At 75.0% G+C, this 19339-nt stretch carries 11 protein-coding genes; 9 read left to right on the top strand and 2 right to left on the bottom strand.

The window, feature by feature from the left end; genetic code table 11:
* Positions 1 to 44 precede the first annotated feature (44 nt).
* The 4 genes from ACP7BI_RS05330 (at position 45) to ACP7BI_RS05315 (ending at position 4902) form a co-directional block, all read left to right on the top strand.
* The gene (locus ACP7BI_RS05330; RefSeq protein ID WP_425844229.1) at positions 45 to 1766 is read left to right on the top strand and encodes a DUF222 domain-containing protein; all 1722 of its coding nucleotides are present in this window, start codon (positions 45 to 47) and stop codon (positions 1764 to 1766) included.
* A 68-nt stretch (positions 1767 to 1834) separates the two neighbouring features.
* Positions 1835 to 3526 carry a RecQ family ATP-dependent DNA helicase gene (locus ACP7BI_RS05325; RefSeq protein WP_425844228.1) on the top strand — a complete coding sequence of 564 codons (1692 nt, stop codon included), beginning with the start codon at positions 1835 to 1837 and terminating at the stop codon, positions 3524 to 3526.
* Between the two features lie 32 nt (positions 3527 to 3558).
* Positions 3559 to 3906 (top strand): TfoX/Sxy family protein, encoded by a 348-nt coding sequence (locus ACP7BI_RS05320; RefSeq protein ID WP_425844227.1) that lies wholly within the window; start codon positions 3559 to 3561, stop codon positions 3904 to 3906.
* A gap of 42 nt (positions 3907 to 3948) precedes the next feature.
* On the top strand, positions 3949 to 4902 hold the full coding sequence (locus ACP7BI_RS05315; protein ID WP_425844226.1) for an aldo/keto reductase: 954 nt from the start codon (positions 3949 to 3951) through the stop codon (positions 4900 to 4902).
* A gap of 3 nt (positions 4903 to 4905) precedes the next feature.
* Here ACP7BI_RS05315 and ACP7BI_RS05310 read toward each other — a convergent pair whose 3' ends face one another.
* Both ACP7BI_RS05310 and ACP7BI_RS05305 read right to left on the bottom strand, forming a co-directional pair.
* Positions 4906 to 6651, bottom strand: a complete 1746-nt coding sequence (locus ACP7BI_RS05310; RefSeq protein ID WP_425844224.1) for a gamma-glutamyltransferase family protein — start codon at positions 6649 to 6651, stop codon at positions 4906 to 4908.
* Positions 6648 to 8966, bottom strand: a complete 2319-nt coding sequence (locus tag ACP7BI_RS05305; RefSeq protein ID WP_425844222.1) for a heavy metal translocating P-type ATPase — start codon at positions 8964 to 8966, stop codon at positions 6648 to 6650. The genes ACP7BI_RS05310 and ACP7BI_RS05305 overlap by 4 nt, the downstream gene beginning before the upstream one ends.
* Positions 8967 to 9078: 112 nt before the next feature.
* On the opposite strand from ACP7BI_RS05305, the gene ACP7BI_RS05300 reads away from it, so the two are divergent.
* The 5 genes from ACP7BI_RS05300 to ACP7BI_RS05280 all read left to right on the top strand — a co-directional run bounded on the left by ACP7BI_RS05300 (position 9079) and on the right by ACP7BI_RS05280 (position 19319).
* Positions 9079 to 10149: a DUF4192 family protein gene (locus ACP7BI_RS05300; protein WP_425844220.1), complete on the top strand. Its 1071-nt coding sequence runs from the start codon at positions 9079 to 9081 to the stop codon at positions 10147 to 10149.
* Positions 10150 to 10158: 9 nt separating this feature from the next.
* A complete protein-coding gene (locus ACP7BI_RS05295) occupies positions 10159 to 11349 on the top strand; it encodes an NAD(P)/FAD-dependent oxidoreductase (protein WP_425844219.1) in 1191 nt (396 codons plus the stop codon).
* Positions 11350 to 11419: 70 nt separating this feature from the next.
* Entirely contained in the window at positions 11420 to 12262 is an 843-nt protein-coding gene (locus ACP7BI_RS05290; protein WP_425844218.1) for a PP2C family protein-serine/threonine phosphatase, read from the top strand.
* Positions 12262 to 13623 (top strand): serine/threonine-protein kinase, encoded by a 1362-nt coding sequence (locus ACP7BI_RS05285; protein ID WP_425844216.1) that lies wholly within the window; start codon positions 12262 to 12264, stop codon positions 13621 to 13623. Before ACP7BI_RS05290 ends, ACP7BI_RS05285 begins: the two co-directional genes overlap by 1 nt.
* On the top strand, positions 13620 to 19319 hold the full coding sequence (locus ACP7BI_RS05280; protein WP_425844215.1) for an Ig-like domain-containing protein: 5700 nt from the start codon (positions 13620 to 13622) through the stop codon (positions 19317 to 19319). The genes ACP7BI_RS05285 and ACP7BI_RS05280 overlap by 4 nt, the downstream gene beginning before the upstream one ends.
* The last annotated feature ends 20 nt before the right edge of the window (positions 19320 to 19339 follow it).

The following is a 19339-nucleotide window of genomic DNA, read 5'->3' as shown; positions in this document are numbered from 1 at the left end:
CACAGGCTCGAGGCGATGTCAGTGGCCCGTGATGTGATGCGCGCATGCACGAGGGCACCGAGCACGAGGAGGGCATCTTCGATGCCGCCGCGCTCACTGCGGCCGGCGTCGATGCCCGGGCGGTGATCGCCCTCATCCGGGCCGGCGCCGTGCTCGATCCGCTCGGGCGGTCGGGCGAGGAGCTCGCGCTCGAGCTGCGCGAGCGCGACGCGGAGGCACGCGGCTTCCGCGTGATGCGCGCCTCGTTCGGGCTCGTGCGCAGCGGCAAGCTCGTCGCGATGCTCGCGTGGGAGCTGTCGCACGTCGACGAGCCGCTGCCGCCGGAGCTCGCGCGGCTCGCCGCCGACGACGAGTTCGCGCACCGGATGCGCACGATCGAGCTGCGCTCGGCTCGCATCGAGGGGGAGCGCCGCGCGCTCATGGCGCGGCACGTCCAGCGGGCCCTCGATGGCCCGGGAGACACCGCGATGGCAGTGCGCGAGCTCGCGTCGATCGCAGCCGTCGCCCTGGGACTGTCGCGGCGGAGCGTCGAGGCCCGCATGCAGGAGGCGTGGCAGGTCGTCACCGAGCTGCCTGCCGCTCACGAGTCGGCGGCTGCCGGCCGCATGACGCTCGCGCACCTGCGGGCGATCGAGGGCGAGACGCGCGGCCTCCGCGCGAGCGGCGACACCCCCGAGGGCGACCGGCGCCGGGTCGAGCGAGAGCTCGTCGCGCTTGCCGAGACCACCTCGCCCGGCCGGCTGCGGGCTCGCTCGAAGCGCATCGTCGACTCGGCGCTCACCGAGCCGCTGCAGCAGCGCTACGACAGAGCCAGGGAGCAGCGGAGCGTCCGGTTCGTCGACGTCGGCGACGGCATGGGTGACCTCATCGCGCGCTTGCCCGTCGTGCGCGGCATGGCGATGGTCGACCGCCTCGCGCAGGCCGCGCGGAGCAAGCCGAAGGACGACCCGCGCACGTTCGACCAGTTCTGCGCCGATGCGCTGTGCGAGGTCGTCATGGGCGGCGTCGTGCCCGATGGCGTGCACGGGCTCGACAACCTCACCGGCAACGTCTCGGTGCTCATCCCGGCGACGACGCTCATCGCCGCGGGCGGACCCGGCGACGGCCCGGCACTCGACCCGGCCGCGCTGCGGTTCCCCGCGGCGCTCGACGGCCGGGTGCTCGTCGACCCCGAGACCGCGCGGCGACTCGCGCTCGGCGCGACGATGTGGGAGCGGCTCTTCACCGACCCGGTCTCGGGCGTCGCGGTGACGGTCGACTCCCGGCGGCCGAGCGCTGAGCAGCTGCGCTGGCTGCGTGCGCGCGATGGCGGGTGTCGCACGCCGGGCTGCGCGTGCAGCGGGCGTCGCGCCGACCTCGACCACACGATCGCGTGGGCGCAGGGCGGCCAGACGTCGATCGACAACCTCGCGACGCTGTGCCGCAGCGACCACATGCTCAAGCACGCCTCGCGCTGGAGCATGCGCCAGCTCGACCACGGCGTCATCGAGTGGACGTCGCCGCTCGGCGAGGTGATCGTCGACGAGCCTCGGCCGATCGGGCCGACGTTCGCCGAGCTCGAGCCCGCGCTGCCGCCGCCTGCGGGGCCACCGTCTCGGCACCCGTGGGCCGATCGACCGCCGCCGGATCCCGAGCTGCTCCGCATGATGTCGGGCAAGGTCCCGCTCGACGAGTGGATGGCGTACTTCCTCACCCCCGTCGGTGGCGATGACCCGCCGCCGCCGCCCGAGCCCTGGCCCGGCGACCAGCCGCCAGCGCCGTTCTGACTCGGCGCGCGGGCCCCTGACCGTCCGCCGCGCGGCTCGCGATCAGGCGGGCGATCTAGCATCGCCGCATGCCTTCCCGCACCTCGCGCACCGCTCAGGCCGCCGGTACCGATCGGGGAAGGGCGGGGGACCGCATCCTCGCCGCGGCCCGCGAGTACGGCTGGGACGACCTCCGGCCCGGGCAGCGCGAGGCGGTCGAAGCCGCCCTCGAGGGCAACGACGTGCTCGCCGTCATGCCGACGGGTCACGGCAAGTCGGCGATCTACCAGCTCGCCGCGAACCTGCTCGAGGGGCTCACGGTCGTCGTCTCGCCGCTCATCGCGCTGCAGCGCGACCAGGTCGAGCAGCTCGAGGAGATGGGCGCCGACCCAGCGGTCGCCGTCAATTCCTCGCAGCGCGTCGGCGAGAACCGCGAGGCGTGGGAGGAGCTCGAGGCGGGCGACGCCGAGTTCGTCTTCCTCGCCCCCGAGCAGCTCGCGCGCGACGAGGTGCTCGAGCGGCTGCGCGAGCTGCAGCCGTCACTGCTCGTCGTCGACGAGGCGCACTGCGTCTCGGCGTGGGGCCATGACTTCCGGCCCGAGTACCTCCGGCTCGGCCACGTCGTCGAGGCGCTCGGGCACCCGACGACCGTCGCGCTCACCGCGACCGCCGCGCCGCCCGTGCGCGAGGAGATCGTCGAGCGGCTGCGCATGCGCGAGCCGCGCGAGGTCGTGCGCGGCTTCGACCGCCCGAACCTCTTCCTCGAGGTGCAGCGGCACAGCGACGACGACGCCAAGCGCGACGCGATCGTCGAGCGAGCGATCGCCGAGGCGAAGCCAGGGCTCATCTACGTCGCGACGCGCAAGGACGCCGAGCGCTACGCCGCTGCGCTCGCCGAGGCCGGCGTGCGCGCCGAGTCGTACCACGCGGGGATGTCGCGGGTCGAGCGGGAGCGCGTCCACGACGCGTTCAGCGACGGCAGCGCCGAGGTCGTCGCCGCGACGTCGGCGTTCGGCATGGGCATCGACAAGGCCGACGTGCGCTTCGTGCTGCACGCCGCGCCGCCCGACTCCCTCGACTCGTACTACCAGGAGATCGGGCGCGGCGGCCGCGACGGCGAACCAGCCCTCGCGGCGCTCTTCCACCGCCAGGAGGACTTCGGCGTGCACCGCTTCCGGACGGGCGGCGGAGCCGATGTCGACATGCTCTCGGCGGTCGCCTCGCGCGTCCGGCGCGCGAAGCAGCCCGTGCCACCCGAGCGTCTGCGCGAGCGGCTCGACGTCGGCGCGAGCCGGCTCACCTCGGCGGTCAACCTCCTCGAGCAAGCGGGGGCGGTCGAGACGACCGACGACGGCGACCTCGTGTGGCGGGAGGGCACGGTCAAGCCCGCGGTCGAGGAGGCGGCTCGCATCGCCGAGGCGCGGCGCCGCGTCGACCGCTCGCGCGTCGAGATGATGCGCGGCTACGCAGAGACGGGCGGCTGCCGGCGGCGGTTCCTGCTCGGCTACTTCGGCGAGGAGCTGCCCGAGCTGTGCGGCGCGTGCGACACGTGCCGCTCGGGCTCGGCCGAGCGCATCGAGGAGGCGCGCGAGTCGGCGGATGCGTCGTCCGACTCCGCAGGGGACTGGGCCGTGGGCCAGCGCGTGCGGCACGAGTCGTGGGGTGAGGGCGGTGTCGTGAGCGACGACGGCGACCGCATCACGGTGCTCTTCGACGAGGAGGGCTACAAGACCCTCGCGCTCGAGGTCGTCGAGCGCTCCGGAGTGCTCCAGCAGGTCTGACACCCGGCAGCGGCCGGTGCCATGATCGACGCATGCCGAACCGGCCCGAGACGCTCGAGCGCATCCTCGATGCCCTCGACCCGCTGCCGATCCGCCTGCAGCCGATGTTCGGGGAGCACGCCCTCTACTGCGACGACCGCATCTTCGCGTTCGTGTGCGACGACACGCTGCTGCTGAAGCTCGTGCCGGAGGCGGCGGAGCTCACCGAGCCGCTCGCGCGCGGCGAGGCGTACCCGGGCTCGAAGCCCTACGGGATCGTCGACGTCGACCGGCTCGGCGACCTCGAGTGGCTGCACGAGACCGTGCAGACGATCGCGGCGACGCAGGTGCCGAAGCCGCGCAAGCCGTCGGCGGCGCGGAGCGCGAAGCCCGCCCGGTAGCCGTGCAGGATCGCCGCCCGCGCGCGATCTAGGCTTGAGCGCATGACGCGCACTCTCGGCAACTCCGGCATCGAGGTCTCGCCCATCGGGCTCGGCTGCAACAACTTCGGCCGCAAGGGCACGGTCACCGAGGACCAAGCGGGCACCGACGCCGTCATCCACGCCGCGATCGACCACGGCATCACGCTCTTCGACACCGCCGACATCTACGGCAACCCCGCGACGACCTCCGAGTCGCTCATGGGCGTCGCCCTCTCGAAGGCCGGGAGCGCCGCACGCGACAGGATCGTGCTCGCGACGAAGTGGGGCCACCAGGACTTCGCGATCGAGGGCACCGAGGAGTGGGGCGCGAAGGGGGCCCGCGGCTACATCCGCAAGGCCGTCGAGGCGTCGCTGCGCCGCCTGCAGGTCGAGCACATCGACCTCTACCAGCTGCACACGCCCGACCCGGTGACGCCGATCGAGCAGACCGTCGAGGCGCTCGACGAGCTCGTCGCCGAGGGCAAGATCCGCGCCTACGGCCACTCGAACCTCTCCGCCGAGCAGATCCGCGAGGCGGCCGCCGTCGCGACCCCCAACGGCTTCTCGACGGCGCAGGACGAGTACTCGCTCGTCGAGCGCGGCGTCGAGCGCGACGTGCTGCCCGCGGTGCTCGAGGCCGGGCTCGGCTTCCTGCCCTACTTCCCGCTCGCGAACGGGCTGCTCACCGGCAAGTACTCGCAGGAGTCGTCGCCCGCCGACGCGCGCCTCACGCGCCTCAAGCCGCAGCTGCTCGAGCAGGCCGACTGGGCCCGCCTCGAGCGCTACGAGGAGGTCGTGCGCGGCACCGGTCGCTCGATGCTCGTGGTGACCTTCCAGTGGCTGCTCGCGCAGCAGGCGGTCACGAGCGTCATCGCCGGCGCGACGAAGCCCGAGCAGGTCGCGCAGAACGCGGCGGCCGGCGAAGGCCGGCTCGACGCCGCGACGGTCGAGGCGATCTCCGAGATCTTCGCCTAGCGCTCAGCGCAGCGCGGCGTAGCCCTGCTCGTCGCGCGCGTTCGAGGCGGCGCGGATCGTGCCGCCCTCGCCCGGTCCGCCCGGCTCGTGCGACGCGAACGAGAGGCGACCGAGGGACCAGGGCCCCGCATCCGTCACCACGTGCCCGCGCGAGCGCAGGTCGTCGATGACCGCCTCGCCGAGTCGCGACTCGACGTGCAGGCCGCCCGGCTCCCACACGCGCGGCTCGAACGACGACACGAGGTGCGTCAGGTGCCACGAGGGCGCGTCGATCGCCGCTTGCGGATCGAGGCCGAGCACGCGCATGCCGAGCAGCATCGCGAACTGCCACTGGTCCTGCTGGTCGCCGCCGGGCGTGCCGAGCGCGGCGACCGCGCCGTCGTCGTCGACGAGCATCGTCGGCGAGAGGGTCGTGCGGGGGCGGATGCGCGGGGCGAGGCTCGTGGGCAGGCCCTCCTCGAGCCAGAGCATCTGGGCGCGGGTGCCGAGGCAGAAGCCGAGCTCGGCGATCGTCGGGCTCGACTGCAGCCAGCCGCCAGACGGGGTCGCCGAGACGACCATGCCGTCCTTGTCGGCGACGTCGATGTGGCACGTGTCGCCGCGCGTCGGCTCGCCCGTGCCGGAGCGGGGCGTGCGGGGCGCCTCCTCGGCGACCCGCACGGCCGCGAGGCGCGGCTCGTCGCGCAGCGCGCCGGGCCGCAGCTCGAGCGAGGCCCGGTCGCCGATGAGCGCGCGGCGCTCGGCGAGGTAGGCGGGGTCGAGGAGGCGGTCGAGGTCGGCGCCGTCGCCGAACCACGCGTCGCGATCGGCGAGCGCGAGCTTCATCGCCTCGGCCGCGACGTGCACGAGGTCGGCCGTGAACGCATCCGCCCGCTCGGGCAGGAGCGGCTCGACGATGCCGAGCGCCTCGAGCATCGCGGGGCCCTGCGACCACGCGCCCGCCTTGTGCACGGTGGTGCCGCGCCACGGCATCGACGTCGTCGGTTCCCACGAGGGGCGCCACGCGGCGAGGTCGTCGCCCGTGAGGAGCCCCGCGTGCGCCGCGCCCGAGGAGTCCATCGCCGCGTGCCGCGAGTGCCGGTCGATCGCCTCCGCGACGAAGCCCTCGCTCCAGGCGGTGATCGCCGCGTCGCACGCGGCCGCGCGCGAGAGGCCGCTGCCCGCGTCGGCGAGCCGGCGGTACGTGCCGGCGAGCACGGGATTGCGGATGACGTCCCACGGCTCGGGCGCCGGGTCGGCCCAGAGCTCGGCGGAGGCGCGCCAGTGCTCGCGGAAGAACTCGGCGCGGCCGGCGATCGTGCGAGCGACGCGCGGCAGCACCCGGTGGCCGCGCTCGGCGAGCTCGATCGCGTAGGCGAGCACGTCGCCGGGCGTCCACGTGCCGTGGTCGCGCAGCAGGGTGAGCCACGCGGGCACCGCACCGGGCACGACGGCCGCGAGGAGGCCGGTGCCGGGGATGTGCTCGATGCCCTCGGCGCGCATCCGCTCGATCGTCGCGGCGTCGGGCGTCGGGCCCTGCCCGGCGAGCACTCGCGGCTCCCGGCCCGGCACGCGCACGATCGCGGGCAGGTCGCCGCCGGGGCCGTTGAGGTGCGGCTCGACGACGTGGAGCACGAAGCCCGCCGTCGCGGCCGCGTCGGCCGCGTTGCCGCCCCGCTCGAGCACCGACATGCCGCTCGACGATGCGAGCCAGTGCGTCGAGGCGACGGCTCCGAACGATCCCTGCAGCGGCGGTCGGGTGCGCATCATGCCGACACGGTATCCGCCTCCTGCCGAGCGGGCGCCGAGGGCGCTGCGTCGAGCACGCGGGCGGCGCTCGCGGCCGGGTCGAGGTCGAGGCGGCGGAGCAGCTGCGCGTTGAGGGCGACGACGATCGTCGAGAGCGACATGAGGAGCGCTCCGACCGACATCGGCAGCACGAAGCCGAAGGGAGCGAGCACGCCGGCCGCGAGCGGCACGGCGAGCAGGTTGTAGCCCGCCGCCCACCACAGGTTCTGCACCATCTTGCGGGCGCTCGCGCGCGAGAGCTCGACGACCGAGAGCACGCTCCGCGGATCCGAGCTCGCGAGGATCACGTCGGCAGAGGCGATCGCGACGTCGGTGCCGGCGCCGATCGCGAGCCCCACATCGGCGCGCGCGAGCGCGGGCGCGTCGTTCACGCCGTCGCCGACGAAGGCGACGGTGCGCCCCTCGTCCTGCAGCCGGGCGACCTCGCGCTCCTTGTGCTCGGGGCGCACATTCGCGGCGACGCGGTCGATGCCGAGCTCGCGCGCGACCGACTGGGCGACCGCGTCGGCGTCGCCCGTGACCATCGCGACCTCGACGCCCAGCCGATGGAGCGCATCCACGGCCTCCCTCGACTCGGGCCGGATCGCGTCGGCGAGCCGAAGCGCGCCGACGACCTCCCCGTCGACGACGACGTGCAGGATGATCGCGCCCTCCGCGCGCCACGCATCGACGGCGGACAGCTCGGCGACACCTTCCTCGTCGAGCAGATGCGGGCCACCCACGCGCACGCGCGCTGCCTCCACCACAGCGGTGACGCCCACCGCGGGGGAGGAGGAGAAGTCGGATGCGTCGGGCACGTCGAGCGCGGCTCGCTCGGCCGCGCGCACGATCGCGCGGGCGAGCGGGTGCTCGCTCGGCCGCTCCGCCGCGGCGGCGAGCGCGAGCACCCGGTCGGCGTCGCCGTCGACGGCGAGCACGTCGAGCACCGTCGGCTCGCCGGCCGTGAGCGTGCCGGTCTTGTCGAACAGCACGACGTCCACGCGGCGCATGGTCTCGAGCGCGAGCCGATCGGCGACGAGGACGCCGCCGCGCGCGGCGCGCTCGGTCGCGATCGAGACGACGAGCGGGATCGCGAGGCCGAGCGCGTGCGGGCACGCGATCACGAGCACCGTCACCGTGCGCACGATCGCGTCGTCCGGGGCGCCGAGCGCGCTCCACGCGACGGCGGTGATCGCGGCGGCGCCGAGCGCGAACCAGAAGAGCCAGCCCGCAGCCCGGTCGGCGAGCCGCTGCGCCCTCGAGGTCGACGCCTGCGCGTCGGCGACGAGGCGTCGGATGCCCGCGAGCGCCGTCCCCTCGCCGACGGCGTCGACCCGCACGCGCACGCCCGAGTCGGTCGCGACGGTGCCCGCGACGACGCGGTCGCCCGCACTGCGCGCGACCGCGCGCGACTCGCCGGTGATCATCGACTCGTCGAAGCTCGCGCCGCCCTCGACGATCGCGCCGTCGGCCGGCACGCGCGCGCCGGGGCGGACGATCACGACGTCGTCGATGCGGAGCTCGGCCGGGGAGACGCGCTCGATGCCGGTCGGCGTCTCGCGCTCCGCCTCGTCCGGCAGGAGCGTCGCGAGCGAGTCGAGCGCCGACGAGGTCTGCGCGAGCGAGCGCATCTCGAGCCAGTGGCCGAGCAGCATGATGACGACGAGGAGCGCGAGCTCCCACCAGAAGTCGAGGTGGTGGTCGGCGAAGCCCAGCGACGCCGCCCACGACGCGATGAACGCGGTCGTGAGCGCGAGCGCGACGAGCAGCATCATGCCAGGTCGGCGCGAGCGCAGCTCGTCGACCGCACCGGTCAGGAAGGGCCGGCCGCCCACCACGAACATGACGGTGCCGAGCGCGGGGGAGACCCAGCGCAGCCCGGGCGCGTCCGGGAGGGCGTACCCGACTATCGACGCGAACATGTCGCTCAGCAGCACCGTCGGGATCGCGAGCGCGAGCATCCACCAGAACAGGCGCCGGTAGAGGGCGACGTGGTCGCCGTGGCCGGCATGGCTGCCGTGATCGCCGTGGCCGGCATGGCTGCCGTGGCCGCCGTGGCTGCCGTGACCGACGTGGCCGGCGTGGTCGGCGTGGTCGGCGTGGCCGGCGTGATCGCCGTGGCTGCCGTGATCGCCGTGCCCGCCGTGCTCGGCGTGCTCGGCGTGCTGCGTGTGCTCGGCGTGCGCCGCGTGCTCGTGCTGCTGGTGGGCCGCGTGCTGATGCTGGTGACGCTCGTGCGGCAGCGGCGCGCTCCCGTGCTCGTGCGCCTCGTGCTCGTCTCGTCGAGTCCCGCTCATGCTGCGAACATATACCCCCTGGGGGTATATGGCAAGGCGTTCTCGCGGCGGCTCTCCACAGGCCCGCGGGGGACGCTCCCGGCCCGACTGCGCGATGCCGCACCCTGCGCGCATGGAGACCGTCAAGATCCGCACCCCGCAGTCGCTGCTGCGCATGCTGCCCCGACTCGTCGGGCACACGGAGGCGCCGTCGCTCGTCGCCCTGCCCTTCTCGCGCGGCCGCTCGGGCATGCCCATGGCGCTCGACCTGCCCGACCGCCGCTCGGCCGCGCCGATCGCCCACGCGGTGCGCCGCGGCGCGCGCGGGGCCGACGCGGTCGTGCTCGTCGCGTGCCTCGCGCAGCCGCTCGGTGCCGGCCGGCTGCCGCTCGCCGACGAGCTCGGGGACGTCGCCCGACGGCTCGAGCGGGCGGGCATGCGCGTGCTCGAGGTGCTCGCGCTCGCGCCCGACGCGTGGGGCGACTACTCGGCGCCCGCGGGCGCGCGCGGTCCGCTCGCCGAGCTCGAGCTGCTCGACGACCCCGCGCCGGGCGTGCCGGAGCCGCCGCCGATCCCCGGCGTGCCCGAGGGCCGGGGAAGCGCTGCCGCGCTCGAGGTCGCCGCGTGGCTCGGCGAGCTGCAGGGCGGCGACGTCGCTGCCGCGCGAGACGACCCGATCGCCGCGCTCGAGCTCGCGGTCTCGCTCGCCGACCGCCTCGAGGAGGGGCCGAGCGCGCTCGGCATCGACCCGACGAAGGCAGCGGCGCTCGCGATCGCACTCGTCGTGAGCCCCGCGCAGCGCGATCTCGCGATCGAGCTCGCGATCGACGGCACCTCGTCGGCCGAGCGCACGCTCGACGCGATCGAGGGCGACGCGGCGACGGAGGCCGCCGCGAACCGCTTCCTCGGCGTGGGGCCGGCTCCCGACGTCGATCGGCTCCGCGACCGGCTGCACCGCTGGACGGCGATCGCCGAGGCGACGCCGCTCGAGCTGCGCGCGCCGGTGCTCGTCATCGTCGGCTTCCTGCACTTCTTCCTCGGTCGCGGCCGGTCCGCGGGGCGGTGCGCCGAGCTCGCGATGGCGATCGACCCCGCGCTCACGATGGCTCCGCTGCTGCGCGACATCGTCGATGCGAAGGGCGCGCCGGACTGGGTGCTGTGGTCGGGCGGGGAGGCCGGTGCACGCCCAGCCACTCGGGAGTAGCGTCGGGCCATGGCGGCAGAGCGAGTGCACGACGTCCTGGTGGTCGGCGGGGGCAACGGCGGACTCTCGGCGGCCGCGCACCTGCGGCGGCGCGGCTCTCCGGACGTCGGGCTCATCGAACCCTCCGAGCGGCACGTCTACAAGCCGCTGCAGAACTACGTCGGCACCGGCCTCGCGAGCGACGACGAGCTGTCCCGGCCGCAGGCGTCGCTCATCCCCGACGGCGTCGAGTGGCATCGCACAGCGGCGGTCGCGATCGACCCGGCGCGGCGCGAGGTGCGCTGCGCCGACGGCTCCGTCGTCCGTGGGCGCGACCTCATCATCGCGACCGGCGCGGTCATCGACTGGAGCCTGCTGCCCGGCGCGGCGGAGGCGCTCGCGAGCGGCCTCGCCATCACGACCTACGTCGACACCGAGCTCGCCCGCACCCGCGAGCGCATCGCGGGCCTGACCTCGGGCCGCGCGATCTTCGAGCTGCGCGGGCAGCCGGTCTCGGGTCGCGAGACGGCGCTCAAGCCGCTCTTCATCGCATGCGACACGTGGCGCGCGAACGGCGTGCTCGACGCGATCGAGGTGATCCTCGTGCACGACGGCGACGAGCTGCACCCCGTCGACGCGATCGCGGTCGAGATCCGCCGCCACCTCGACCGCTACGGCATCGAGGCGCGCCCCTCGACCCACGTCGTCGCCCTGCGCGGCGACGAGGTCGACCTCGCCGGGCCGCGCGGCGCGATCGCCGAGCGCGCCGACCTCGTCCACCTGCACCCGCCGTACCGTGCGCCCGACGTCATCGGGGCCTCCGGCCTCGACGCCGACGGCACCGGGGGATTCGCCGCCGTCGACCCCGAGACGCTCCGCCACCCCGCGCATCCGCGCGTCTGGGTCATCGGCGACGTCGCCGACATCGGCGACGCGCGCACGGGCGGCGGCTTGCGCGAGCAGGTGAAGATCGCGGTCGAGAACATCCGTCGCGCCCGCGCCGGCGAGCCGCTCGAGCGCTACGACGGCTACACCGTCGCGCCGATCGCCACCTCGCGCCGCAGCCTCTCGTTCGGCGAGTACGACCGGGCGCTCAGCCTGCGCCGCTCGCTCCCGATCCCGGCACGGGGCGAGATCCGCTCGAGCCCGCTCTGGTACCTGCTCGATCGCCACGCGCTCCCGCAGATCTACTGGCACCGCATCCTCAAGGGCGGCTTGTGAGCGCTCCTCGGCCGCTCCCGCTGAGCGCGCGGTGCGAGGAGCGGGCGCGCGGCGTGGGAGACTGGAGGACGTGACCCACATCGGAGCGGCGAGCGGCGAGCACGCGACACAGGGGCCAGAGGCCCAGCAGTTCGCGGTGCGCTGGGCAGGCATGACCGACACCGGCTTCCGCCGCCAGCACAACGAGGACTCGCTCATCACGCAGCCGCCGGTCTTCGCGGTCGCCGACGGGATGGGCGGGCACTCGCACGGCGACCTCGCGAGCAAGGCGGTCGTCGAGCAGCTCGCAGACCTCCGCGAGCTCCCGGCCGTCGAGCCGATCGACGTCGTCGACGCGCTCCGCCGCGCGACCGACGCGATCGAGCTGCTCGGCGTCGGCGAGGGCTCCGCGGGCACGACGGTCACGGGCTGTGCGTTCGCGCTGCACGAGGGCGCGCCCCACTTCGCCGTCTTCAACGTCGGCGACTCGCGCACCTACGCGATGCTCGGCGAGCGGCTCACGCGCATCACCGTCGACCACTCGGTCGTGCAGGAGCTCATCGACGCGGGTCTGCTCACCGAGGAGGAGGCCGAGACGCACCCAGAGGCGAACGTCGTCACGCGAGGCGTCGGCGCCGGCATCGACCCCGTGCCCGACTACTTCCTGCTGCCGATCATGCCGCAGCTGCGCCTGCTCGTGTGCTCCGACGGCCTCACGAAGGAAGTGCACGACGTCGACATCGAGCGCTTGCTGTGGGAGCACGACGACCCGGCGGCCGCCGCGCAGGCCCTCGTCGCCGCGGCCCTCGACTCCGGCGGGCGCGACAACGTCTCGGTGATCGTCATCGACGTCACACGCGCGCCGAGCGTCGACGACGTCGACCGGACCGTGCCGCGCACGACGCTCCGCGACGAGGAGCCGCGGCGGTCCTGATGGCCAGGCGGCTCCCCTCCGCGCCGCCGGTCCTGCCCGGCTACTCGCATCTCCACGTGCTCGGCACGGGCGGGTACGCCGACGTCTTCCTCTACGAGCAAGCGCTGCCCCGGCGACCCGTCGCGGTCAAGGTGCTGCTCGCCGAGCTCGTCGACGAGGACGTGCGCCGGTCGTTCCGCACCGAGGTCAACCTCATGGGTCGCCTCTCGTCGCACCCGAGCATCCTCACCGTCTACGGGGCCTCGGTCGCGAGCGACGGCCGCCCCTACCTCGTGATGGAGCTCGCGAACCCCGAGCTCGGCGAGCGCTTCCGCACCGAGCCGCTCGCGCCCGAGGCGGCGCTGCGCGTCGCGATCCGCATCGGCGCGGCGGTCGAGACCGCGCACCGGGCCGGCGTGCTGCACCGCGACATCAAGCCCGCCAACATCCTCACGACCTCGTTCGGGCACCCGGTGCTGAGCGACTTCGGCATCGCCGGCCTCCAGCACGACGCGAGCGAGGCCGCGGGCGTCTCGGTGCCGTGGGCGGCGCCCGAGGTGCTGCGCGGCGAGACGGGAGGCACGATCGCGACCGAGGTGTGGTCGCTCGCCGCGACGCTCTTCTCGCTCATCGCGGGCCGCAGCCCCGCCGAGCAGCCGGGCCGGGCGAACGACCACGCCGCGCTCTCCGGCCGCATCATCGCCCACGACCTGCTGCCCTCGCGCGCGATCCCCGCGGCGCTGCGCCCCGTGCTCGACAAGGCGCTCGCGGCGAGGCCCGGCGACCGGCACGGGAGCGTCGAGGAGCTGCTGGGCGAGCTGCAGCGCGTGCAGCGCGAGCTCGGCTTCGACGTCACGCCCATCGAGGTCGAGGTCGACGCGTGGGCCGCCGAGCCCATCGTCGACGGCGACGAGGTCGAGGAGGACTCGGATGCGCTGCGGCTGCGCCAGCGCAGGTCGCGTCGCGCTCCGGGCATCACGGGCAGCCGCGTCGACATCTCGCAGTCGACGGGCCGTCGCCAGCCGCCGAAGCCGAAGCGCTTCGCGATCGGCCTCGGCATCGCCGCCGCGACCGTCGTCGTGCTCGGCCTCATCACCGTCGCGGCGTTCGCGCTCTCGAGCGTCTCGTCGCAGATCCCGGTCGTGCAGGAGATCGCCGTGAGCCCCGCGGAGGGCCGGGTCGCGTTCGGCTGGGAGGACCCGGGCCTCGTCGACACCGACACCTACCACGTGCGCACCTCGACGGGGGATGCGGTCATCCAGGGCGGCCGCGAGTTCACCCTCACGGGCGCGGCTGGCGAGCGGCTGTGCATCTGGGTCGCCGTCAACCGCGACGGCTCGACCGGGGAGCCGACCGAGGCCTGCGGAGAGCCGCTGCCGTGAGGACGCGGGCCGGCCTCGTCCTCGGCGGACTCCTCACCGCGGGGATCGTCGCGGGCGCCGTCCTCGCCCCCGGCTACCAGGCGCTCGAGCCCGAGCTCGACGGCTCGAGCGTGTGGATCGCGAACTCGAGCGCGGGCGCGATCGGGCTGGCCAACACCGCGAACAGCACGATCGAGCGCACCGTCCAGGTCGGCGGCGTCGACGAGGTGCTGCAGACGCCGTCGGGCACCGTCGTCGTCGACCGCAGCGCGTCGACCGTGCGCGTCGTGCGCGAGGGGGAGGCGCAGGCCGGCCCTGCGGTGCCGATCGTCGCGGGCGCCGCCGTCGCAGCGCGCGACGACCGCGTCGTCATCACGTCGCCCGCGACCGGCGACGTGTGGCGCACGACGACCGGCGCGATCGCGGAGGGCACGCCGCTCGACGAGCCCGTCGTGGCGCTCGGCCGCGGCGGCGTCGCCGTGCTCGGCGAGGAGAGCCTGCTCGCCGCCTCGCCGGGCCTCGGCCGCGTGCTGCGCGTCGACGACGAGGGCGAGACGATCTCGAGCGAGCGCGCCCCTGTCTCGCCCGCCGCGCCGGAGCTGCAGCTCACCGCGCTCGGCGACGACTGGGTGCTCTACGACGCGGGCTCCGGCGTGCTCTCGACGAGCACGTGGCAGCGCGCCCTCGACGAGACGGGCGTGCGGCTCCAGGAGCCTGGGCCGAGCGCATCCACCGTGCTCTACGCGACCGACACCTCGCTCGTGCGGCAGCAGCTCGGCGTCCCGGCCGCGACGACCCTCGCGTCGGGCGCGAGCGGCGAGCCGGCGAGGCCGGTCGCGAGCGACGGATGCGCGTACGCGGCCTGGCAGGGCGGCACCGGCTGGCGCTCGTGCGAGGGGGAGGAGCCCGTCGTCCTCTCGCTGCAGGGCGTGCCGATCGGCGCGAGCCTGCGGATCATGCAGCGCGGGAGCGCGACGGCGGTCACCGACGTCGGCTCCGGCGACGCGTGGTCGATCGACCGCGACGGCCGGCGCATCACGGGCTGGCAGCTCGAGGACGACGAGCCCGCGCCCGAGGCGCCGCTCGACGGCGAGGCCGTCGAGGAGGCCGTCGAGGCGGCGCCCGAGCCGCCCGTCGCGCAGGACGACGAGCTCGGCGCGCGCGCGGGGGAGGTGACGGTGCTGCCCGTGCTGCTCAACGACAGCGACGCGAACGGCGACCCCATCCTCATCACCGACGTCGAGCTCGACCGGGCCGACGCATCCGCCGCCATCACCCCCGACGGGCGCGGCATCCGCTTCGAGGCGCCCGCGGCCGGGGCGACCCGCATCGACTACCGCATCTCGGACGGCGCCGAGAGCGACAGCGCGGTCGCGACGGTGACGCTCCGCGAGGGGAACGAGCCGCCCGTGCTCGAGCGCCCCGTGCGCGCGACGCTCGAGGCCGGCACGACCATCGCCCTCGACGCCCTCGACGGCTGGGTCGACCCCGAGGGCGACTCGCTCGCGCTCGTCAGTGCCGAGGCCGCCGCCCCAGACCGCGTGAGCGTGCGCGCCGACGGCCGGCTGGAGTTCACCGACGGCGGCACGGGCACCGAGCGCCGGGTGCTCGTCACAGTCACCGACGGGCAAGCGGAGGCGACCGAGGAGATCGTGCTCACCGTGCACGCCGGCGCGGTGCCGATCTCGGCGCAGCCCGTCACGGCCGTCACGCGCGTCGGGCAGCAGCTCGTGCTCGAGCCGCTGCTCGCGGCCCAGGGCGGCGCGGGCGAGCTGAGCCTCCACAACGTCGTCGCGCCGAACTACCCCGTCGAGCCGAGCTTCGCTGACGGCACCATCCGCGTGCAGCCGACCGAGGCGGGGCTCATGCGCTTCTCCTACGTCGTCACCGACGGCACCGCGACGCAGGAGGGGCGCGTCGTCGTGCGGGTGCTCGAGGCCGCCGACGCGTCGAGCCCGCCCATCACGATGCCGGCGCGCGCGGCGCTGCCGGCGCTCGGCACGGTCGAGCTCGACGTCGACGACCTCGCGCTCGACCCCTCGGGCGGCGTCGTCGCGCTCACCGCTGCCGACAGCGACGACAGCGCCGTGCGCGCGGAGGTCGTCGACGCCGAGCAGCTGCGGCTCACGCTCACCGACGAGCTCGCGCAGCAGGCGACCGTGCGCTACACCGCCACCAACGGCGTGCAGAGCGCCGAGGGCGAGCTGCGCGTCTCGTCGACCGGCACGGCGTCGGTGCAGGCGCCCATCGCGCGCGACGACGAGGTGACCGTGCGCCCCGGCGGGCTCGTCGACATCCCGGTGCTCGTGAACGACGAGCAGCCCGACGGGCTCGCGCTCGAGCTCGACCCCGCGATCGTCGCACCGCCCGAGGCCGGCCTGCTGTTCGTCGACGGCGACCGGATGCGGTTCGTCGCGCCCGACGAGCCCGGCACCTTCACGGCGACCTACGCCGTGCGCGGACCGGACGGCCAGTCGTCGACGGCCGGCATCACGCTGCAGGTCGCCGAGGCGGCGCGCACGACGAACGCGGCTCCCGCGGTGCCGCCGATCGAGGCGCGGGTCGTCGCCGGCGCGACCGTCGACCTCGCGCTGCCGCTCTCGAACGCCGACCCGAACGGCGATCCCGTGCAGCTGCTCGGCCCCTCGACCGCGCCGACGCTCGGCTTCGTCACGCAGCTCGGGCGCTCGACGCTCCGCTACCAGGCGGGGGACTACTCCCGCGGCACCGACGAGTTCCGCTACCGCGTCACCGACGACCTCGGCGCGACCGGTGAGGGCGTCGTGCGGGTCATCGTCGTCGAGCCGGGGCCCGCGCTCCCGCCCGTCCTGGGCGCCGACTCCGCTGCGATGCGGCCAGACTCGACGCTCGTCGTGCCGGTGCTCGACAACGACCGCGATCCCGCGGGGCTGCCGCTCGAGATCGTCGACGTCGACACCGCCTCGCCGGGCGCGACCGCGTCCATCCGCGACGGTGCCGTGCTCGTCTCCGCCGCGCCCGACGCATCCGACCTCGGCATCGTCGTCACGGTCGAGAACTCCGCGGGCACCGCTGCCGCGAGCTGGCTGCGCATCGACGTCGACCCCGACGCGCCGCCGCCCGCGCCCGACGTCACCGACGTGCAGGTGCCCATCCAGTCGATCGCGTCGGCCGAAGCGGTGCGCATCGATCCGCTCGCGCAGGCGACGGTGCGCGACGGCCGCACCGATGTGCTGCGCGCGAGCCTCCCGCTGCCCGCCGAGGGCGTGACGCTCCGTGACGACGGCACCATCGAGATCCCCATCGCCGACCGCACGCGATTCGTGCCGTTCACGGTCGAGCGCGACGACGCAGGCGGCGCGAGCGCGACGGCCGTCATCGCGGTGCCCGGTCGCCTCGACGCGCTGCCGCAGCTCAAGCCCGGCGTCGCGCCGCTCGCGGCGCGCGCGGGCGAGACGCTCGAGATCGCGATCGACGACGTCGTCGACACCGTCGACGGCGAGGGGGCGATGCTGACCGACGCGAGCGCCGTGCGCGCCGCGCCGACGGACGGCTCGAACCCGGTGATCGACGAGAAGACGCTGCGGTTCGTGCCCGAGCCGGGGTACTTCGGGCCGGCGAGCATCACGTTCGAGGTCACCGACGGCGACAGCCCCACCGATCCCGAGGGGCGGATCGGCACGATCGTGCTGCCGATCGAGGTGCTGCCCGGCGACGGCGTGCCGCTCACCGTGCTCGGCTCCTTCGTGCAGCTCGAGCCCGGCACCGAGCGCACGATCGACCTCGCACGGGTCACGCGGGCGCCCGACCCGGCGCGGATCGAGGGCGCGTCGTGGTCGATCCTCGACGACGTGCCAGCCGGCTTCCAGGCCAGGATCGAGGGCTCGACGCTCACGGTGCGGGCGCTCGACCGCACCGACCGCGGCACGCGCGCGGAGCTGCGCATCGGCGTGCGCGACGCGGCGGGCGAGGGCGTGCCCGGCACCGTCTCGCTCGCGGTGATCTCGACGACCGCCCCGCTCGTCGCGCCCGAGCCCGACGCCGTGACCGTGCGGCGCGGCACGAGCGCCGAGGTGCAGCCGCTCGTCAACGACGAGGCATCCAACCCGTTCCCCGCGACGCCGCTGCGGATCGGCGGCCTGCGCGTGACGGGCGCCGAGCAGCGCGGCATCACCGCGGTCGTCGACGGCACGACGGTGCGCATCGCGGCGTCGTCCACCGCGGCGATCGGCACGACGATCGTGCAGGTGCTCGTGCTCGATGCCGCCGGCGTGCCCGAGCGCGGCGTGTGGAGCCCGATCACCGTGACGGTGCAGGACGTGCCGGACGCGCCGGCCCCGCCCGTGCAGGCGTTCGACGAGCACGTGGACGGGGTCGTGATGATGTCGATCGAGCCGCCCGCGAGCAACGGCAGCCCCATCACCGGCTACCGCGTCGTCAACGTCGCGAGCGGCATCGACGTCGCGTGCGGGCCGACGCCCCGCTGCCGCATCGAGGGGCTGCCGGCCGGCGTCGACCTGCGGCTGCAGGCGATCGCCACGAACGCGGTCGGCGACAGCCTCCCGTCCGAGCCCTCGGAGCCCGTGCACGCCGACCGGCTGCCCGCGGTCGTGCCCGGCGTGCAGGCGATGCCCGCGAGCACACCGGGCTCGGTGCGCGTCGTGTGGCAGGGCGTGCCGCAGCCGCCGGGCGGCACCCCGATCGAGGCGTACCTCGTGCGCGTCTCGGGCTCGGGCCTCGACCAGCTCGTGCGCGTCGGTGCCGCCGAGCGCCAGAGCGTCATCACGGGGCTCACGCCCGGCCGCGCCTACTCGATCGAGGTCGCGGCCGCGAACCGCGCCGGCGTGCCCGATGCCGCCTGGCGCTGGCCGGCAGCACCCGTGCCGTTCACGGCCGTCGGCGTGCCGGGCACGACGCCGGTGCTCGTGACGGGCCACGACGGCGGGAGCGTCACCGTGACCTGGGCGGAGGTCGACCGCGCGGGCGCCGCCAGCGTGCGCTACTCGGCGCGGGTGCTCTCGCCCGGAGAGTCGCAGTCGTGCGCCAGCTCGGGCGGCGGCACCCCCGCGGGGAGCGCCGCGCTCAGCGCGACCCTGCCCGTCGCCCAGGGTGCGCGCGCCGTCGTCGCCGTCACCGCCGACAACGGCTGGCACTGCTCGGTCTCGATCTCCGAGCAGGTGTTCGGCAGGCAGGCGCCAGTCGATCCGGCCTCGCTCGCGGTCGAGGCGGTCTTCGACGCCGCGCGCGACGACGCTGTGGACGTGCGTCTCGTGCGGGCGCCGCAGCCAGCTCAGCAGAGCTGGCTCGAGGCACGCGTGGTGGTCGGCGGTTCGTCGAGCGACTGGCAGCGTGCGGCACGGGGCAGCTGGCTCACGCCGACGGATAGAGCGTTCCCGTACGGGCGCAGCGTGGCGGTCGAGGTCCGGGCGTGTGCGCCGCCTGGCGATGTGACGTGCTCGACGCCGACCGCCGCGGGCAGCGCCGTGCCGTTGACCCTCGTCGCGACGCTGACCGAGTGTCGGCCGCTGCTGCCGCTCGGTGTGCAGCCTCCCGCGAATGCTCTCGCGCAGAACGACGTGCGCGTGAGCTTCCAGGTTCGCGGTGCCTGGACGGAACCGGAGCCTCCAGGCATCGTCCCGATCGGCGCGACCGCGGTGCGGGCGTGGGGCGTCGTAACCTATGGGCAGGCGGGACCGTACACTGACCCGCTGCCGAGCGAGATGACGTGCGGGCTATGACCGGCAGGAAGGAGCCCACA

The organism is Agrococcus sp. TSP3-2-1 (genome assembly GCF_049897585.1).
Lineage (GTDB): Bacteria > Actinomycetota > Actinomycetes > Actinomycetales > Microbacteriaceae > Agrococcus.
The sequence above is the reverse complement of the archived record's forward strand: the minus strand, read 5'-3'. Positions and strand labels throughout refer to the sequence as shown.

Coding starts and splice junctions, on each gene's coding strand:
- ACP7BI_RS05325 (WP_425844228.1), top strand. CDS start 1,835: ATGCCTTCCCGCACCTCGCGCACCGCTCAGGCCGCCGGTACCGATCGG.
- ACP7BI_RS05330 (WP_425844229.1), top strand. CDS start 45: ATGCACGAGGGCACCGAGCACGAGGAGGGCATCTTCGATGCCGCCGCG.
- ACP7BI_RS05285 (WP_425844216.1), top strand. CDS start 12,262: ATGGCCAGGCGGCTCCCCTCCGCGCCGCCGGTCCTGCCCGGCTACTCG.
- ACP7BI_RS05305 (WP_425844222.1), bottom strand. CDS start 8,966: ATGAGCGGGACTCGACGAGACGAGCACGAGGCGCACGAGCACGGGAGC.
- ACP7BI_RS05310 (WP_425844224.1), bottom strand. CDS start 6,651: ATGATGCGCACCCGACCGCCGCTGCAGGGATCGTTCGGAGCCGTCGCC.
- ACP7BI_RS05320 (WP_425844227.1), top strand. CDS start 3,559: ATGCCGAACCGGCCCGAGACGCTCGAGCGCATCCTCGATGCCCTCGAC.
- ACP7BI_RS05295 (WP_425844219.1), top strand. CDS start 10,159: ATGGCGGCAGAGCGAGTGCACGACGTCCTGGTGGTCGGCGGGGGCAAC.
- ACP7BI_RS05300 (WP_425844220.1), top strand. CDS start 9,079: ATGGAGACCGTCAAGATCCGCACCCCGCAGTCGCTGCTGCGCATGCTG.
- ACP7BI_RS05315 (WP_425844226.1), top strand. CDS start 3,949: ATGACGCGCACTCTCGGCAACTCCGGCATCGAGGTCTCGCCCATCGGG.